Annotated in this window: 16 protein-coding genes and 2 pseudogenes; 7 read left to right on the plus strand and 11 right to left on the minus strand. The window is 56.2% G+C overall.

Going from position 1 to position 18,791, the window contains the following annotated elements:
* The first annotated feature begins 3 nt into the window (after positions 1 to 3).
* From QM996_RS24350 to tnpC, 4 genes and pseudogenes are all read left to right on the plus strand, one after another.
* Positions 4 to 657, plus strand: a complete 654-nt coding sequence (locus QM996_RS24350) for an ABC transporter ATP-binding protein (protein ID WP_334198586.1) — start codon at positions 4 to 6, stop codon at positions 655 to 657.
* A gap of 36 nt (positions 658 to 693) precedes the next feature.
* On the plus strand, positions 694 to 1,956 hold the full coding sequence (locus QM996_RS24355; RefSeq protein ID WP_334198587.1) for a KpsE/RkpR family capsule polysaccharide export protein: 1,263 nt from the start codon (positions 694 to 696) through the stop codon (positions 1,954 to 1,956).
* Between the two features lie 163 nt (positions 1,957 to 2,119).
* Positions 2,120 to 4,291 (plus strand): glycosyltransferase, encoded by a 2,172-nt coding sequence (locus QM996_RS24360; RefSeq protein WP_334198588.1) that lies wholly within the window; start codon positions 2,120 to 2,122, stop codon positions 4,289 to 4,291.
* Positions 4,292 to 4,395: 104 nt separating this feature from the next.
* A pseudogene (gene tnpC, locus QM996_RS24365) lies at positions 4,396 to 5,478 on the plus strand (IS66 family transposase); the annotation flags it as partial.
* A gap of 89 nt (positions 5,479 to 5,567) precedes the next feature.
* Here the strand turns inward: tnpC and QM996_RS24370 are convergent.
* From QM996_RS24370 to QM996_RS24420, 11 genes and pseudogenes are all read right to left on the minus strand, one after another.
* Positions 5,568 to 5,765: pseudogene (locus QM996_RS24370) on the minus strand (IS66 family transposase); the annotation flags it as partial.
* Between the two features lie 70 nt (positions 5,766 to 5,835).
* Complete coding sequence (gene rfbA / locus QM996_RS24375) at positions 5,836 to 6,702, minus strand: glucose-1-phosphate thymidylyltransferase RfbA (protein WP_334198589.1); 867 nt, start codon at positions 6,700 to 6,702, stop codon at positions 5,836 to 5,838.
* Between the two features lie 88 nt (positions 6,703 to 6,790).
* On the minus strand, positions 6,791 to 7,675 hold the full coding sequence (gene rfbD / locus QM996_RS24380) for a dTDP-4-dehydrorhamnose reductase (protein ID WP_334198590.1): 885 nt from the start codon (positions 7,673 to 7,675) through the stop codon (positions 6,791 to 6,793).
* Positions 7,672 to 8,727, minus strand: a complete 1,056-nt coding sequence (rfbB, locus tag QM996_RS24385) for a dTDP-glucose 4,6-dehydratase (protein WP_334198591.1) — start codon at positions 8,725 to 8,727, stop codon at positions 7,672 to 7,674. The genes rfbD and rfbB overlap by 4 nt, the downstream gene beginning before the upstream one ends.
* A gap of 18 nt (positions 8,728 to 8,745) precedes the next feature.
* Positions 8,746 to 9,318, minus strand: a complete 573-nt coding sequence (rfbC, locus tag QM996_RS24390) for a dTDP-4-dehydrorhamnose 3,5-epimerase (RefSeq protein WP_334198592.1) — start codon at positions 9,316 to 9,318, stop codon at positions 8,746 to 8,748.
* A 64-nt stretch (positions 9,319 to 9,382) separates the two neighbouring features.
* Entirely contained in the window at positions 9,383 to 10,399 is a 1,017-nt protein-coding gene (locus tag QM996_RS24395; RefSeq protein ID WP_334198593.1) for a glycosyltransferase family protein, read from the minus strand.
* 530 nt (positions 10,400 to 10,929) lie between these two features.
* Positions 10,930 to 11,730, minus strand: coding sequence for a sterol desaturase family protein (locus tag QM996_RS24400; RefSeq protein WP_334198594.1), 801 nt, complete (start codon positions 11,728 to 11,730; stop codon positions 10,930 to 10,932).
* Positions 11,731 to 11,810: 80 nt separating this feature from the next.
* Positions 11,811 to 12,608: a 3-methyl-2-oxobutanoate hydroxymethyltransferase gene (locus QM996_RS24405; RefSeq protein ID WP_334198595.1), complete on the minus strand. Its 798-nt coding sequence runs from the start codon at positions 12,606 to 12,608 to the stop codon at positions 11,811 to 11,813.
* A gap of 52 nt (positions 12,609 to 12,660) precedes the next feature.
* The gene (locus tag QM996_RS24410; RefSeq protein WP_334198596.1) at positions 12,661 to 13,887 is read right to left on the minus strand and encodes an NAD(P)/FAD-dependent oxidoreductase; all 1,227 of its coding nucleotides are present in this window, start codon (positions 13,885 to 13,887) and stop codon (positions 12,661 to 12,663) included.
* A gap of 50 nt (positions 13,888 to 13,937) precedes the next feature.
* Positions 13,938 to 14,255, minus strand: coding sequence for a MocE family 2Fe-2S type ferredoxin (locus tag QM996_RS24415; protein ID WP_275026646.1), 318 nt, complete (start codon positions 14,253 to 14,255; stop codon positions 13,938 to 13,940).
* A 29-nt stretch (positions 14,256 to 14,284) separates the two neighbouring features.
* Positions 14,285 to 15,376: a fatty acid desaturase family protein gene (locus QM996_RS24420; RefSeq protein WP_334198597.1), complete on the minus strand. Its 1,092-nt coding sequence runs from the start codon at positions 15,374 to 15,376 to the stop codon at positions 14,285 to 14,287.
* 164 nt (positions 15,377 to 15,540) lie between these two features.
* Between QM996_RS24420 and QM996_RS24425 the strand changes: the two genes are divergently transcribed.
* The 3 genes from QM996_RS24425 to QM996_RS24435 all read left to right on the plus strand — a co-directional run bounded on the left by QM996_RS24425 (position 15,541) and on the right by QM996_RS24435 (position 18,721).
* Entirely contained in the window at positions 15,541 to 16,572 is a 1,032-nt protein-coding gene (locus QM996_RS24425) for a LacI family DNA-binding transcriptional regulator (RefSeq protein ID WP_334198598.1), read from the plus strand.
* Between the two features lie 176 nt (positions 16,573 to 16,748).
* Positions 16,749 to 17,561 carry a TIM barrel protein gene (locus tag QM996_RS24430; RefSeq protein WP_334198599.1) on the plus strand — a complete coding sequence of 271 codons (813 nt, stop codon included), beginning with the start codon at positions 16,749 to 16,751 and terminating at the stop codon, positions 17,559 to 17,561.
* A gap of 230 nt (positions 17,562 to 17,791) precedes the next feature.
* Positions 17,792 to 18,721, plus strand: coding sequence for a sugar ABC transporter substrate-binding protein (locus QM996_RS24435; protein WP_334198600.1), 930 nt, complete (start codon positions 17,792 to 17,794; stop codon positions 18,719 to 18,721).
* The last annotated feature ends 70 nt before the right edge of the window (positions 18,722 to 18,791 follow it).

Raw genomic sequence — 18,791 nt, forward strand, 5'->3', positions numbered from 1 at the left:
GAGATGATCAAATTCAAGAGTGTCTCAAAACACTTCAACACGGAAGGTCATAAAAAGATCATTTTGGACCGGGTGAACATAGATCTGCTTTCTGGCTACTCCTATGGATTATTGGGGGTCAACGGCGCAGGAAAATCGACAACTATGAAGATGATCGCTGGTTCGGCCCTACCAAATTCCGGGCGCATCGCTAAGGACGTGCGCGTCTCGTGGCCCCTGGGATTTGCGGGCGGATTTCACCCAAACATGACAGGCCGCGACAATCTAGCGTTTGTCGCACGCGTGTACGGCGAAAATGTACGAAGAGTTCTGGACTTCGTTGAAGATTTCGCAGAACTGGGGGACTATATCAACGCGCCTGTCCGAACATATTCCTCTGGCATGATGGCTCGGCTTGCTTTTGGACTCTCGATGGCGATTGAATTCGACTGTTATTTGGTCGACGAGATAACTGCAGTCGGCGACGCTCGTTTCCAGGCCCGATGCCGGACTGCCTTCGAAAACCGTCGAAGAAACTCGGATCTAGTCATGATTTCACATAGCATGTCGACGATCAGTTCCTACTGCGACAAGGGTATAGTATTGGTCGACGGACAGATGCTTCTCTTCGATAAGGTCTCGGACGCAATCGAGACCTACTATCGATTGAACCGATAACGAATTAATGAAAGACGACAATCGAATACGCTGCCGATGACGAATTTGGACCAAGAATTACGCAAGTCTTCAGCGCTGCAGAAGAACAAGGCTGCCGCGCAACTGTTGGCGACTACTGCCCGGAAACTGCGGTTCTCGACTTCGAGCCGGAGCGGCCTCTACAAGGCAGTTGGACTTCGTCCGCGCCTTGTCGATAGAGTATTTAGATGGGCTCTCATAATTAACACCGTGGTTTTCCTCATAGTTCCTGTTGCATCCACCCTGATCTATTATGGGTTGATCGCGTCAGATCAATTCCAGTCGGAGGCGCGCTTCGTGGTGCGCACTTCGACACCGGCGATCGGTAAGGATCAACTCGGCAAAGTCACGGGTCTGCCATCAGCGAAGATCGTGCAGGACACTCAGATCGTCACCAATTTTATCCATAGCCGAACAGTACTAGAGGCATTGGAAAGAAAGTTGGACATACGACGTCTATATATGCGTGACGAAGCAGATATCGTCGCCCGATTGAAGCCGGACGCAACATATGAGGAGTTTCTAGATTACTGGGAAGGAATGGTCAAAACTTCGGTGAGCCCTGCCAGTGGGATCGTAACGGTCACTGTGAGAGCGTTTACCGCGGAAGACGCGCGCGACATATTAACTACGGTAGTCGCCTCGTCTGAGCATGCGATCAATGAACTTAATGATAGAATTTGGAAGGATGTTACGGCAACAGCGAAAAACAATCTCGACAGAGCCGCTGAACACTTGCGCGACGTCAGGGAACGCGTCGCCGCCCAGCAAAATAGAACAGGCGTGCTCACTGTAGAGGGATCGTTGTCGATCCTAACCAATCTATTGACTGCCCTTCAAAAGGAAAAAATTGAGCTCGAGCAATCTTACAGAGTCAAATTGGAGAGCGTGTCAAAGTATTCTCCTCAAATGATCGTTCTATCTCGTGAAATAGAAAGTAAACAGGCGCAGATTGAAAAGTTGAATCTCGAAATCGCCGGGAGGGCGTCAGAACCAAATAGGAATCTTGCTGATGTCTCCGCCGAATTCTCTAGTCTTCAGTTCGAAACTCAGCTTGCGGAGCAACAGTTTGCGGCGAGCGTTCGAACTTACGAGCAAGTGCAGTTCATTAGCAAACAGAAACTGATGTATCTGGACAGTTTCTTGACACCGAGCTTACCAGACGAGGCACTTTATCCGCGACGCTTGCTCTGGATCTCTATTACTGCCATCGCCTCGGCATTCCTTTGGGCACTTTCTATTGGCGTGATTGTCCTGGCGCGAAACAAAATTGGCGGGTGATTGCAGCCAGCAGATTCGCTTTCACTATCCAGCAACCTGCTGAGAAGTGCGGGCGTGTAGCCACAGAGCGATTACTTCGCGCTCTGTTCTCGCCCTCATAACTTGGCTCCCTCGCGCTCGATTGGGTACTTCGACGAGTCACATTGGAAGGAAAATAGGTGGCATGCTCAATGTCATTGCACAAAACGATCTTGTCGCTGATCCTAACAACCGGAGCGTATGGCTGGCCGAGGGGGATGATCCGCACTTTATAATTAAGTTCCCTCCCATGCGCCCGCGCTACATCGGGATTAGGCTCACCGCACTGGGTTCGGAAATTCAACCAAAGTTGTATCCCAATTCAGGACTAGGCTTTCGGGAGGAAGACGCTCTCACGGTGGGAACCGGCAAGGATTTTTTGATTATCGCCGACGTTGGTTCCTTCGGCACGATCTGTAGCCTTCGGCTCGACCCCTGTACTGAACCTAGCCAATTGTCGTTGGAGGTGGAGCCTATTCGATCAGCGCTTGCTTTGGAGCACTACATTTTGGAGCAAAAGGGGACCACAGAGACGGTTATCCTCCAGCGTTTTATGGGACTTGCACGATTCTGGAAAAAGTTTCCAAGATTCAATTTTGGTCGACAGCGTAGTGCATTGGCGACCTATGTAGAGAATGCAAGTAGACTGTCCGACAACCTTCCACCCCCTCCATCCGACGGCGCCGCCCCCTGGCTAAGCATAGTTGTCCCAGTTTATAACGCACCTATTCGCTATTTGACTGACCTCACGGCATCATTCGAACGGCAGAAAGTGGACGGCGTTGAACTTATTTTATCCGACGATGGCTCAGACTCGAGCGAGACATTGAACTGGCTAAAGTCTCAGCGTCAGGGTAACAAGATAATCGTTGTACAAGGCAAGGTTAACCAGGGAATCGCACTGGCCACCAATGCCGGGATTCGCGCTGCTTCCGGCGAATGGATTGCTCTGCTTGACCACGACGACGTTCTTGCGCCCAATGCATTGCGTGTGATCCTCGACGCTATCAACGTTTACCCCGCTGCGCAGTTTCTCTATACCGATGAACTGGTTGTGGACGACATGCTGTCGCCAATCGGCCTTATGTTGAAGCCAGCCTATGATCCTGTCCTTCTGACTGGTGTAAATTATATCAATCACTTCTCCGTTTATCGTCGGCAACGCCTAGATGAAATTGGACTGCTGCGTAGCGGTTTTGACGGCTCCCAGGACTATGACCTACTTCTCCGCTATCTTGAGGGCCTCGATGAAGCTTGTGTTATACACGTGCCATTCCCGGCATATTGGTGGCGACGGACAGGAAAAACTTATTCTCGGAAATTCCTCGAACGGGCAACAGTTAATGCCCGGTTGGCGATTCAGGAGAGCTTTTCTCGTGCTGGCCAAACAACCGAGGTCGTCCCCGCACTCACCGACACTCTCCACCGTGTCCGCTTCCTTTCAGCCCCGCGACCGAAGATATCAATTATTATTCCAAACAAAGATTCCCCCTCGTTGATGTCTACGCTACTGAGGGGAATCTACGATGAAACTGACTACGATAACTTCGAAGTTATTATCGTCGATAACGGCACGAAAGATACCGATACGTTAGCGCTCTATTCGCGGTACGCGACCCGGTTCTCAAACTTTTCCTTCCACATAAAAGAAGGAGACTTTAATTTCTCCCGGGCGATCAACGATGGAGTCGCCCGAGCCACTGGCGAGCATTTCCTCTTACTCAACAATGATGTTGCGATTGTTGAAGCAACCTGGCTTACCGAAATGGTCGAGTGCCTCTTATACAAGAACGTCGGAATCGTTGGCGCGAAGCTGCTGTATCCAAATCAGCGTATTCAGCATGTGGGTGTCATCAGCGGATTCGGCGGACTGGCAGGACATTGGTACTTGAACAAGCCTGCTAACTTTGGCGGACCAATGAATCGCCTGCACGTCCGCAGTTCAATGACGTGTGTAACCGGTGCAGTAATGCTGATATCCGGTGAATGTGCGCGCCATGTAGGAAGTTGGGACGAGGAGAACTTCGCCGTCGCATATAATGATGTGGATTATTGCCTTCGGGCATACAAAGCCGGTTTCCGCATAGTATGGACACCGTTTGCATGCCTTGTACACCACGAGTCTGTTTCCCGTGGATACGATCGTGGTGGAGAGAACCGGAAGCGCTTCGAGCGAGAAAAGGAGAATCTTAGGCGAGTACATCGGACGCATGAGTTTATCGATCCAGCTAGTAACCCAGGCTACAGTACGGATCGTTCCGACCCAAAGATCATTCCACTCGATTCCCTGGCTGCTCCGCGGCGGTGGTATAGTTGATGTAAGGTAAGCGTCCGGGGAGCGGATTTTGCTGAACGAGCCAGTTAGGCGATGTTCTGGCAAAATGCTAGCGCTTGAAGCGCAAATCGGCTACGTTTTCTGGCATGAAAACAACGCCGCTGGACAGTCAGGACGAGCTTGCTGCTTTGCGCGTGCTCGTCGCTGAACAGGCGGCGAAACTTGAGCGACAAGAAGCCGAAGTCACCAAGCGCGACTCCATGATCAGCCTTCTGCGCGCGCAGTTGGAACTGCTCCGCCATCGGCAGCATGGCCCCGCTTCGGAGAAGATTGATCGGAAGATCGAGCAATTTGAGCTGATGCTGGAGGAGATCGAGGCCTCCCGCGCCGAGGCTGAGATGCGCTCCGGGAAGCTCCCTTTGCCGGAACTGGACGACGCGCCGGCTAAGCCGAAGCGCAAACCTTTGCCGGATGGCCTTCCAACAGAAGAGCGGGTGTACACAGCGCCCTGCAGTTGTCCGACCTGTGGTGGCACGTCTTTCCTCAAGGCGGCGGACAAGGTCGTCCAGGTGATGGAGCACGTACCGGCGTCCGTGAAGATTGTCCGCCACGTCGAAAAGCGCATGATCTGCAGGGACTGCGATACAACAGTGTCCGGCGAAATGCCGACCTTGCCGATTGAGAAAGGCAAGCCCGGACCGGGATTGCTCGCGCACATCATGGTCGCCAAGTTCGACGATCACATTCCGCTCTATCGTCTATCCGAGATGTACGACCGGCTGGGAATAGACATCTCCCGGTCCGTGATGGCGGACTGGATGGGCCGTGTGTCCGTTCTGCTTTCGCCCCTCATTTTGCTGATCAGAGCTCATATCGCCGCAGTCGACCGAATACATACGGACGATACCCCAGTCGATGTTCTCGACCCTGGGCGCGGGAAGACGAAAACAGGCAGGGTTTGGGTCTATGTCTTCGATGGCAGTGGCTATCAAGATCCAACTCCCAGAGCCATAGCCTATTACTATAGCCCCGATCGTAAGGGCGCACATCCGGCAGACCACCTCGCTGACTTCAGCGGCGTGATGCATGCCGATGGCTATGGTGGCTATAAGAAGCTTTACGGCAACCAGATCATCGAGGCTGCGTTCATGGCGCATGTGCGCCGCAAGTTCCATGATGTGATCAAACTGAAGCCATCTCCGATCGCCGACGAGGCGCTGACACGCATCATGTAAGAATAGCTATGTCTGAACATAGAACGTTCCATATGATCGAAGCCGTTGCGGATCGGTTGGAGGGGGCGCCGCTGCAGTTTCGACATCTCCAGGGCGATCGTTGAGGTGACGGCCGGCTTCTTGCCCTGCGCTCGTCGGCGCGCTTTCGCCTCGATGTCGGCCATCGAGTAGAAGGGCCGCCTCACATGCACCCGTCCAGTTGCTTCCGTTATCGGGCCGGTACGTCGATCGTAGCCTCTATAGTCGTGCACCTGCGGGTGCTCGCCCGCGCGGTCACGGGTCACGGGTCACGGGTCACGGGTCACGGGTCACGGGTCACGGGAGGTATTGATCCGAACACGACTACGCCGTCTAGATAGCTGCTAGTTTGAGAAGATACTTTCCATAGGAGGTTTTAGCGTACGACTTCCCGTGTTCGGCAAGCTGTTCCCGGCTGATGTATCCATTATTGTATGCGATTTCCTCAATGCAAGCTATGTTGGTTCCCTGGCGATGTTGGATCACACGTACGAACTCCGCTGCCTCTAAGAGGCTATCATGCGTACCGGTATCGAGCCATGCGTATCCTCGAGACATGATTTCGACAAAGAGCGCTCCCTGGTCCATATAGAGTCGATTGAGGTCAGTAATCTCATACTCTCCGCGTTTAGAGGGTTGCAGCCCTTTCGCCAGTTCGACCACCTTATTGTCGTAAAAATAGAGACCCGTTACGGCAAAACGCGACTTTGGTTTTTCGGGCTTTTCCTCTAGGCTCAGCGCGTGTCCATCTGTTGCAAGCTCGACAACACCGTAGCGTTCTGGATCGTCGACTTCATAAGCAAATACCGTTGCACCACTCTTACGATGCCGCGCTTTTTCAAGGAGTTCCCCTAATCCGGCGCCAAAGAAAATATTGTCCCCGAGGACAAGGGCAACATTATCGGCACCAATGAATTCTTCACCAATAGTAAATGCTTGCGCGAGCCCTTCGGGTTTGGCTTGAATGGCATACGACATTCGAAGTCCTAAAGATGCGCCATCGCCAAAAAGACGCTTGTAGCTTTCCAAGTGTTCAGGTGAGGATATGATCAATATATCTCGAATATCGGCCTGCATCAAAACCGACAATGGATAGTAAATCATCGGTTTGTCATACACCGGAATTAGCTGCTTATTAATAGCCAGGGTCGCGGGATGCAGGCGCGTACCGGAGCCGCCAGCGAGAATTATTCCCTTCATAAAAACCTCTACTCTCTTTTCCCAAAACCGCGCATATCCGCTAGTTTATCCTGCTAAACGCAACATAGTTTAGCGATTTTTCCAGTTGTCAGTCCGAAATAGAAGCAAGGACTTGTTGTAAAGCGTCAGGCCATTCACGCGCTTCTATACCAAAATCCCGCGATAGCTTTTCGGTTGATAGACGCGAGTTCGCGGGGCGTCGGGCAGGCGTGGGATATTGCTGCGTTGAAATTGCCGTCACGGTCGGGACTACGTGCCCCGCCTCACTCCGCTGCCGGAATATTTCACATGCAAACTCATACCAAGTCGCATAACCAGAATTTACAAAGTTGTATGTACCAACGGGAGCGTTCTCATCCTCGATCAAGCGATGCGCGATAGAGGCTAGAGCCCACGCGATGTCTGACGCGGCCGTTGGGGAACCAGCTTGGTCACTAACAACGCTTATCAATGCCCGTTCGCGCCCGAGGCGGAGCATCGTCCTGACAAAATTTGCACCGTGAGCACTGTAAACCCAAGCGGTACGTAGAATAATATGTCGTGGGTTTCCGGTACGAACCGCTTGTTCTCCAGCTTCCTTCGATGCCCCATACACTCCCAACGGCGCTATGGGATCACTCTCGACGTAGGGCCCAACTTTTGTCCCGTCGAAAACGTAGTCAGTCGACACATGTATGATCGGGATATCCAGAACCTTGGTCGCAGCGGCTATCGCCGCAGGCGCCAAAGCATTTACTTTCCAGGCCGCCAAGACGTCGCTTTCTGCCCGGTCGACCGCCGTATAAGCACCAGAACTGATGACGGCCGAAAAGCCACCTAAGGCAATATATTGTGCGACGGTATCGCAATCATTGAGATCGAGCTCATGGCGTTTTGGCGCAACCAGCTCAACATCACTCGGCCAGCGGCAACGCAGCAATTCGGTTCCGACCTGGCCGGTACCACCCGTGATCAGTAGCCGTCGCTTGCTCATGCCCCCAAGCCCCGCCGCTCGGCAGCTCGAGTACGATCGAGGATTTCCGCCCACCAGTCTCGATTGCTAAGATACCAAACTACAGTCTTTTCAATCCCGCTTTCGAAGCTCTCCGAAGGAATCCAGCCGAGCTCATTACCAATTTTTCCCGCGTCGATGGCATACCTCTGGTCGTGACCTGGTCGGTCAGCGACATAGGTAATCTGTCCCAGATAGGACCGCCCATCTTCCCGAGGCTGCAGGCGATCCAGTATATTGCAGACGGTTTTCACGACATCGATGTTCCGACGTTCCGAATTGCCGCCGATATTGTAGGTCTGCCCAGGAATCCCTTTCTCAAAGACGCATTGCAGCGCGCGAACATGGTCTTCCACGTACAGCCAATCGCGAATGTTCGTACCATTTCCATAAACTGGAAGCGGTTCACCAGCGAGAGCCTTTACGATCATTAGAGGAATAAGCTTTTCCGGGAAGTGATAAGGCCCGTAGTTATTCGAACAATTGGTAATCAGCACTGGAAGGCCGAATGTGTGCCCCCAAGCGGACACGAGGTGGTCCGAACCGGCCTTGGAAGCAGAATATGGCGACCGAGGATCATAGGGAGTCGTTTCCGTGAAGTAGCCTGTCTCACCGAGCGAACCAAATACTTCATCTGTCGAAATATGATGAAAGCGGAATGCCTGTCCGCGCTCGGCTGGGAGCTTCCGCCAATAGTCCAGTGCAGCGGCCAGCATAGTGTAAGTGCCGACAATATTCGTTTCAATGAACGCACCTGGGCCGTCAATCGATCGATCGACGTGTGACTCTGCTGCCAAATGAGTGATTACCTCAGGCTGGAAATCCTCAATGGCAGCAGTCACCGCTCGTCCGTCGCAAATATCGCCCTGCTCGAATCGATACCGCGGAGAAGACGTGATCGGGGAAAGTGACGTCAGTGTGCCGGCGTAGGTCAGTTTGTCGAAGTTCAAGACTTCGTGCTCAGTATTCTCAATGAGGTGCCGAACCAGGGCCGATCCGATGAAGCCGGCGCCACCGGTAACGAGAATGCGCATGGTCAGTCCTTCCGATACTTACATTTCAACAAGTTCGAGCGGCACCCCATCGTACTCAAAGGGGCTGTCAAAATCGCGCAACAGTGGCTGACGTCCATCCTTGGGGCTTAAGACTGGCTCAACCCCACGGGGTAATGGCCATTGGATACCGATCTCAGGGTCACCCCAGAAAATCCCGCCATCGTTCTCGGGGGAATAGAGGTTGGATACTTTATAAGTCACCTCGGTCGACGGTTCGAGGGTCACGAAACCATGTGCAAAACCAACTGGGACGTAGAGCTGATTGCCGTTCTCCGCAGAAAGCTCGGCACCGACCCACCGTCCAAATGTCGGGGAGGCTCGACGTATGTCGACTGCCACATCGAAAATTCGACCGCGGATGCACCGAACGAGCTTGGCTTGCTCGAAAGGTGCAGTTTGAAAATGCAACCCTCTCAAAGTCCCGACTGGAACTGAAAGCGAATGATTGTCCTGAACGAACCGAACCTCGATTCCATAACCTGAGAAAACCTTCTCGTTGTAGACTTCAGAGAACCATCCCCGATCGTCGCCAAATCGCTTGGGACGAAGCAACACAACCTTGGAAGTCATTAACAATACCCTGTATGCAATAAAGTTGTGGGCCATGGCCCCGGCGACACGTGCGACAAGGTATTTACGATTGCCGCTCCTTAAAGACTTCAAGACCCGTATCCGCTGCCGCCGTCATTTGCAAGACTGCTCGGCGTGTCGCGACCACAACCCTTCGGCGCATTTCTTTATCATCAATAAGTTGCACGATGGTTTGATACCAATTTTTAGTGGCATAAGGCATTCGGAGCTCATCTCCATCGCCGGAGGAACCATATGCGAGGCCATCAGAGTACACACCCGCCGCCCGATATCGTGCCACGTCGATGCGTTTCGTCGGCGCGCGGCTGTCGTTGACATGAGATGGCGTCAACGGAACGAGCATGATGTCAATGCGCCGAGCGTTCGCGTCAGCCAGATACTCTATCCACGGCATCGGCTCACGGATTTGCACACGATCGAGGCCTCGCCAGATCGCTGCTGCACGTCGATCTGCAAACACCTCAAACCGAGCTCGCGGGCGCTCACGCAGAACCTCCGCTATGATCGGTCGGAGGAACCGGTGTTCTTCCAGGTGCACCCCGGTCGCGTGATAGGCGATCAAGACCTCTCGATTCGCCGGATCACGCGTTTCAACATCGTCGTCTGCGTTCGACCAAAGCGATTTCGGTGGCGCCGGCGGCAATACCACGGCCTTCGCCTCCCCCAAGCGAGACGCGAGGTATGGTGTGGAGGCCCAAACAATATCCAGATGCCTGTTCAGGCGGCCAAGCGGCCAAAGGGCACGGTACCAAAGGAATAGCCGATAGAGTAAATCCGCGTCCTTCCCCGTTATGACAGCAGGGATGTCGTCGTCGACGAACAAACCCACCCCGGAGAGGCGCGCCTCATTGTGCTCAATCCAGCGCAGGACGGACGGAGATGCGTAGCGACAGATGATGACGAAAGCGCCGTCGGCATCCAGATCCGGTGTTTCTTGGCCACGAATATCTGCCACCTGATACGGAGGCATTTTGGGTGCCTGCAGGCGCGCTGCAAGGTAGTAGTCAAACGTGGGATTTGGTATCCGCCCGAACACGATTATCCGCTTTACGCGGCCCATCGGGCGACCGCATGCCCCTTCTCGCAGTCGTGGCTGAGGCAACCGCCGCTCAATCCAGCGACCCATCCGTTCACGCGCGCTGCTCAAACGCTCCACCTCGGCGCGAGATTTCTCGGATGGTCCTTGCGAACGAATTCTTCGGCGATGAGTGAGAGGTTCGGATTGCGATAGAGATCGGATTGCAAGGCCTCGTTACAGCACTCACGCACGACTCTTTCCTTATACGCGATGTGCTGAAGCTTTCGGAGTGGATCGTTGATGCCAGACGAGGCCCTTTCGCGGGGCAGCGTCTCCGCCTCGCGTGTCCATGCAATACGTAGCCCGTCTTTGCGTGGCTTCATACAGCAATCCATATCATTAGACGAGATCCTTGGTATTTGCTCATCCATATCACCGGCGTGGCACCACACGTGCTCACCCGTCAGCAGACAGCTTTCAGCTACGGCCGACATACCACAATGCTGCCTGAGGAGCATCTATCGCCGTCACACGCGAGGTGTTGAGCGCTTGCCTGTGCCCACAACGGCCACTCAAGTCTCGGCCACTCCCGTCACGCCGGACGCCTTCCGCAAATTGAGCGCCGGCGCCTTCCCCTCAAACGTCTCCACGCGTCGATCATAGTTCGGCGCGATCGTTCCCATTACACGATCCCAGAACGAAAAATAGTTCGCATAGTTGTATTTGAACTCGGCATGATGCTGGTCGTGGTAGGTCGTGCAAAGCATCGGCCACGGGTGACGTGCCGTGCGGGAGGCGAAGTACTCGAAGCCGGCATGCCCGAAGGTTCCGTTGATCTGGTCGAAAAGCCGATGCGCCAGAAGAATGATCGGCGGGAACGGCACGAGGAAGGTGATGACGGCATAATAGCCCTGCGACAACGCCGTATCCACGAGGCCGATCGAATCGTTGCTCCAGACGGTCGGCGCAACACTGCGGTGATGCAGCAGGTGATATTTATAGAAGGCCTTGGTGTGCAGCAGCCGGTGGGCGAAATAGAACCAGGCGTCGAAAAGCACCATGCAGAGCAGGAACAGCGGGATGGCCGTCCACCAACTGAAATCCCAGGGCGAGAAGAGAGTCCAGCCCTGGTGCTGGACGAAGAGGCCGATCGCGACGGACGTACAGGTGACAAGGATCGACGCCATGCTCTGGCGGATTTCGACGGCCTTGCGCTTCTCTCCGCGTCGGCCCTTCTGGATGCGACGTTCGGGGTTGCGATCGTTGAGCCAGGTGATGCCATAGCCCAGAATGAAATAGACCAGCACCGTTGCCGCGTAGATGACGGCCAGCAAGGCAACAAAGGTAAGGCTGTCCTCGAGAAGGGCGCTCAAATCAAAATCCGCTGCGGAAAGGGAGGTTCAGATGCCGATGGACTATACCAACCGCCCTCCCCGACGCAAGCCATCAGGCGCTAATAGCGTTCCAGTTCGGCCAGGAACGTTTTGAGCTCCGCTTGATCAATGCCAACGAGATGCCGTTGTTCCGGATAGGCGCCGGATCGAACGTCTTCGGCAAATTCGGTGAATGCGCCAATCCGTTCCCGCTGAAGCCGATCATATTCCGCGGCGAAGTTGCGATAGGTCTTGGCGTGACGCGGCACGTGGCTACGGTTGCTGCCGAGCACGTCATCGGCGAACAGGTATTGAGCGTCACAGCCAGAACCCGCTCCCATGGACAGCATCAGCATCGACGTTCGCGCACTGATCGCCGATGCGACGTCGCCGGGCACGACCTCGATTTCGGCAGCGAACGCTCCAGCTTCCTCGAGCGCTTTGACTTGCCGCCAGATCTCGAGCGCACTCGCCGCGGTCTTGCCGACAGCCCGGAACCCGCCGGTCCATGTGGCCTTGGAGGGAATAAGGCCTACATGGCCGCAGACCGGAATGCCCTCCTCCCGCATGCGCCGAACGATCGAAAGACCGGCGGCGCAATAGACGGCATCACCGCCGGCCTTCAGCGCTTTGAATGCCGCCCGGATGTATTCTTCCGCCGAAACGTAGTCGCCATATTCGAGACCGGGAAAGGCAAAACAGGTTGGCGCTGCTTCCCGAAACTGCGGCCCCAGAAGTGCCGGCGGTACGGAGACGAGGTCGATACCGGCAGCTTCCGCCGCTTCGGCTTCGTCGAGTGTTTCCACCCGCAGCATGGTGAGTTGGCGTTTGCCCTTCATCGAAAGGAGGTCGGCAACGGTCGGGCGGCGGCTTTTCATGGCAGTCTCCGGTATCAATGAGCAAATAGGAGTGTGGCGAAAGGCTCTCGCGCTAAGCAGCAAGCAGGGCCTTGAGTTTGGTTTCAGGCGAGACGAGCGCCTGAGGGTCGGGCCGTTTTCCGGCGGCAATCAGCATTTCCGCCAGCCGAATATCGCGCGCGACAGCGTTGCCTGGACCGATACCGGAGGCGGCAAGCAGCCGCCCGGTGTCGTCGAGATGGAAAAGGATGAAGGCGCCCTCTGCGAGGTTGCGGCGCACGGTTGTGGCTGCTCCGTCGGCAAGTCCGGCAATCTGCAATGTCAGGTCATATTGGTCGGACCAGAACCACGGTACGCTGGTGATCGCTTCGTTCGCTCCCAGCAGATTGCCGGCAACGAGCGTTCCTTGGTCTTGCGCATTGCGCCAGGCCTCAAGGCGCACCCGGCGGTCGCCATAGTGACAGAGCGGATAGGAGCAGCAATCGCCGGCCGCGAAGATATCGGGGTCTGAAGTCCTGAGCGTCGCGTCGACCGCAATGCCATTGTCGACAATGATGCCAGCGGCTTCTGCCAATTCCGTGTTCGGCGAGGCGCCAATGCCGACGACCAGGAAATCAGCGTCGATCGATTGTCCGTTCGCAAGCAGGATACGCGCGCCGCGCTCATCCGCATCGATGCGATCGATTTTCGTATCGCAACGTAGGTCGACGCCTTCCGCGCGGTGTCGCTCTGCGACAACGGTCGCGATCTCGGCGGGTACGCCGCGCGAAAGGATGCGTGTCAGTCCTTCGATGAGGACGACCTCCACCCCGAGCCGGCGCGCCGTTGCGGCGAGCTCCAGCCCGATAAATCCGCCACCGATGATGGCAAGCTTTCGCCCGGGCAGAAGTTCGCGCCGGATTTCCTCGGCGTCGGCCTGGGTCCTGAGCGTGCGAACGCGGCGAGATGCAACCTCGGTTCCGGGTATCGTTCGTGCTCGCGCGCCGGTCGTCAGTAGGAGCCGATCATAAGGGATGCTGCCGCCGTCGACGAGTTCGACGCGCTTGGCGACGCGGTCAATGGCCTTGACCGGGGCGTCAGTCAGTACATCGATCCCTGCGGTCGCATAGCGTTCGGCATCGGCGACATATTTCGGCTGAACCTTTTCCCTAAGACCGTCCTTCGAAAGCGGCGGCCGTTCATAGGGAAGATGCGGCTCGGCGCCGATTAGCGTGATTGACCCATCGTAGCCCTTCTCCCTCAGGGCAAAGGCGGCCCTCGCGCCGCATTCGCCGGCGCCGACAATGACGATTCCACCCATCTCAACCTCCCTGCCCGCTCTTGCTGAACTTTTTCGCGTTGAAGCCGCGATCAAGCGATCGCGATGAACACACTTCCGGCCTCGACCTTCACCGGATAGGTCTTCAGGTTGACGCAGACTGGGGCGCCCTTGGCCTGGCCGGTCTTGTAGTTGAAGCGTCCGTTGTGCTTCGGACATTCAATGATGTCGTCCATCACGAGGCCGTCAGAAAGATGGATGTGCTCGTGCGTGCAAAGCCCGTCGGTCGCGAAATATTCGTCGTCCGGGCTCCGGTAGACCGCAAAGGTGCGACCTTCGTGGTCGAATCGGATGACGTCTTCTTCGTCGATTTCGTCCGCCGCGCAGACTTCAACCCAGTTTCCGCTCATGATTTCCTCCCATTTCCTGATTTCATTGGTTATTCGGCTGCATTCGCGATCGCGTCGCTGTGAAACTCCTCCCGGTAGGGCTTCGCCGTCGCCGGCAGTTCGCGCTTCAGGAAATAATCCTCGTTGCGCAACTGCCGCAGGAAGGCCGGGATCATCTCGCGATAGCCGTGCAGGATCGACGGGTTTGGCGCTGGCAGATCGTGCTTGATCATCGCGTGAAGCTTCGGCAGCGCGTGATAGGGCACCATCGGGAACATGTGGTGCTCCACATGGTAGTTCATGTTCCAATAGACGAAGCGGCTCACCGGGTTCATGTAGACCGTGCGGCTGTTCAGCCGATGGTCCGTTACGTTATCGGCGAGACCGCCATGCTGCAGCAGCCCGGTCAGCACATGGTGCCAGGCGCCGTAAAGCCGCGGCAGACCGATCAGCATCAGCGGCAGGATCGAGCCGAGGTAGAGCGAGAGCGCGATCGTTGCCGCGTAGATGGCAACCCAGATGCGGGCAACAAGGATCGCCTTCGGCTGCTCCATTTCCGGAATGAATGTCGCTTCCTCGACACTGATGATGCCAAGCGTGTTGCCGACCATGTCGATGACCGCATGCCAGACATCGAGAATACCGAAGAAGTTCAAGACGAGGCGCAGGAGATCCGGCGGCCGCATGACGGCGATCTCAGGATCGCGGCCGACGATGACGGTGTCCGTGTGGTGGCGCGTGTGGCTCCAGCGCCAGGTGACGGGATTGCGCATGATCATGAAGCTGGCGATCTGGTAGACGGCGTTGTTCATCCACATCGTCTTGAACGCCGTGCCATGCCCGCATTCGTGCCAGCGACTGTCGGAGGCCGAACCGTAGAGAACGCCATAGGCGAGGAAGAACGGAATGGCCCACCAGGTGCCCCAGAGGATGATGCCGAGCCCGCCGAAGAGAACGAGGCAACCGAGCCAGATCGCGGTGTCGCGAATGGCCGGTCCATCCTCACGCTTCATCAGTTCCTTCATCTGCTTGCGCGGGATCTCCGTGTGGTACCACTCCGCGGCCGAAAGGCCGTTGGCGACGGCCGCCTGGGCATCACGCCCGAGGAGACTGTAATCTCGCTTCGTTGGAACCATCGCCATTTGTTCTCCTCCCTGCGATCCGGCCAGCTTGGCCAGGAGCGTCCGATGTCGTGCAATGACGATAGGTTGACTTTTGCTAGGTCTCAATGCAGCAATGATATATTCTCTCAAATGATGTCATTCACGGCATATCATTCGTGATGCAAACCTATCAGGAGGAAGCGATGAGCAATCGTCCGACCATTGCGGACCTCGCACGAGCCGCTGGCGTCAGCGTCGCGACTGTCGATCGCGTCCTGAATGGACGCCATCCCGTGCGGGAGGAAACGGCGCGCCGTGTCTACGAGGCTGCCAAGTCCATCGGCTACCACGCAGTCGGCCTCATCCGGCAACGTGTCTTCGAGGATTTGCCGCAGTACAAGCTTGCCTTCGTGCTGCAGAAGCCGGAGCAGTCCTTCTACAAGGCGGTTGCAAAAGAGATCGAAAGCGCCGCACTGTCGCTGTCGAATGCGCGTGTTTTCGCGCAGATCGACTTCGTGGCAAATTCGACACCGACCGCGATAACCGACAAGCTCCGGGCTGCCGCAGCGCGAAACCAGGCAGTTGCGCTCGTCGCCCCCGACTATCCGGCTGTCACGGCCGCTATCGAGGAGCTGAAGGAACGCGGAATTCCGGTCTTCTCGCTGCTTTCGGACTTCGCCGCCGGCGTGCGTGAAGGTTATGTCGGACTCAACAACCACAAGGTCGGTCGAACCGCCGCATGGATGATCGCCAAGGCGGCCAAACGCCCCGGCAAGGTGGCAGCCTTCGTCGGCAGCCATCGCTTCCTCGGACACGAGCTTCGAGAGATCGGGTTTCGCTCCTATTTCCGCGAGCATGCGCCAGATTTCGAAGTCCTTGATACCATGGTCAATCTCGATACGGCCGAGATCACGCACGAAGCAACGCTGAACCTTTTGCAGCGCCACCCGGATCTGATCGGCTTCTACGTCTGCGGAGGAGGCATGGAAGGCGCCATCTCGGCTATCCGCGAGGAGAAACTGGAAGGCAAGCTCATCGCTGTCGTCAACGAACTGACGCCGGAGTCCCGAGCAGCCCTTGGAGACGACGTCGTCACGTTGGCGATTTCGACCCCAACCGCAGCCCTGGCACGCGAAACGATCAATCTGATGATCCAGGCGATCGACAAGGGTCCGACGGGTGCTCCGGGTCAAACCTTCCTTCCCTTTGACCTCTTCACGCCCGAGAATATCTAGCGAAATCTGCTAGATTTACATCATTGACGAAAGACAATCTTGCAGCAATGCAAGCTGTTTGAGCGCTATGCTCTTTGACTGTTCTCCAGCAGTTGGTGAAATGTCCATAACGATGTAAATGGAATGAACGTTCCATTTACATCGCCCGACCCATCCCCACTGGAGGAGACATTCCCGTGACAGCTCTGCCCTTCGCCCTCAATCATATGACGACGCCCAGCCTTCCGCTCGGCGCCTTCTTCGAACTTGCAAAGTCCCTCGGGATCACCTCCGTTGAAATCCGCAACGACCTTGCCGGTAATGCCATCCTCGACGGCACACCGGCCAAGGATGTAGCGACACTCGCCGCCAGCAACGGCATAACGATCATCTCCATCAACGCGCTGCAGCGCTTCAACGAATGGAATTCGGCGCGTCAGAAAGAGGCCGAAGAGCTGATCGCCTATGCGCGCGACTGCCGCGCCAAGGCCCTCGTTCTCGTTCCCGTCAACGACGGCTCCGGCCAGGCGGACGGCGAGCGTCAGGCAAATCTTCGCGAAGCACTTGCCGCACTGAAACCGATGCTCGAATCGGCCAAGATTATCGGCCTTGTCGAGCCGCTGGGCTTCGAAATCTGCTCGTTGCGCTCGAAGACCGAGGCTGTTGAGGCGATCAAGGCCACCGGCGGCGAACAGACCTTCCGGCTGGTGCACGACACGTTCCACCACCATCTTGCCGGCGAGCCCGCGACCTATCCCGAGATGACCGGGCTCGTGCATATTTCCGGCGTAACCGACGGCCGGATCGCCGTTTCCGATCTGCGCGACTCGCATCGCGTTCTGGTCGACCAGAACGACCTTCTCGACAATGTCGGACAGATCCGGCGCCTGCGTGCCGAAGGCTACGCAGGACCGCTTTCCTTCGAGCCGTTTGCCGCCGAAGTTCACGACGTTGCCGATCCGGCGGCTGCCATCAATCAGAGCATGGACCACATTCGAGCCCGGATCTGACCTGTCGCCGCTGGCGACGGGAAAACGATGAGGGCGCCGCAACAGGTCTTGACGGCGTCCTCATAAAATGGAATACATATTCCGTACTTGCAATTTACTGGTTCGTTTATTCCGTTTTATCTGAAGCGTAACGGGAGTGGCGCTTTCAATGTGAATGAACGCAATCCGGCAAGGATTGCGCTCCCGGCAGGAGAAGGTGTCGCCGGGCACCATTGTGGAGGAGAAAGACAATGAAGAAATTCGTGCTGGGCACAGCGCTCGCAGTGATGATGTCTACGGCTGCGCATGCCGAGACCATCGGCGTATCGATGGCCCTTTTCGACGACAACTTCCTGACGGTCTTGCGCAACGGTATGTCCGACTACGCAAAGACCCTCGACGGCGTCGAGCTGCAGATCGAAGACGCGCAGAACGACGTCTCGAAGCAGCAGAGCCAGATCCAGAACTTCATCGCCGCCGGTGTAAGCGCCATTATCGTCAACCCGGTCGATACCGACGCGACGGCAGCCATGTCGAAGATTGCCGCAGACGCGGGCATTCCGCTTGTCTATGTGAACCGCGAACCTGTCAACGTCGACACTTTGCCGGAGAAGCAGGCTTTCGTTGCTTCGAACGAGCAGGAATCCGGTACGCTGCAGACCCAGGAAATCTGCAAGATGCTCAACGGCAAGGGCAAGGCCGTCGTCATGATGGGCGAGCTCTCCAACCAGGCCGCTCGCATGCGCACGAAGGATATCCACGACGTTATCGCAACCGACCAGTGCAAGGGTATCGAGATCGTCGAGGAGCAGACCGCCAACTGGTCGCGCACCCAGGGCTCCGACCTCCTGACGAACTGGCTATCGGCCGGCGTTGAATTCGATGCCGTCATTTCGAACAACGACGAAATGGCGATCGGCGCGATCCAGGCGCTGAAGGCCGCTGGCCGCTCGATGGACTCGGTCGTCATCGGTGGTATCGACGCGACACAGGACGCACTTGCGGCCATGGCTGCTGGTGACCTCGACGTGACCGTGTTCCAGAACGCTGCCGGCCAGGGCAAGGGTTCGGTGGACGCTGCACTCAAGCTCGCCAAGGGCGAACCGGTCGAAAAGAAGGTCTATATTCCCTTCGAGCTGGTGACCAAGGAAAACCTCGACACGTATCAGGCGAAGAACTGATCGCCTTCATCGAGAGCGCGGAAACTTCCGCGCTCTCGTTCAAATGCAAGTCCCGCTGCGGATGTCTGCG

The organism is Sinorhizobium chiapasense, assembly GCF_045277575.1.
In the GTDB taxonomy this organism is placed as follows: domain Bacteria; phylum Pseudomonadota; class Alphaproteobacteria; order Rhizobiales; family Rhizobiaceae; genus Ensifer; species Ensifer chiapasense_A.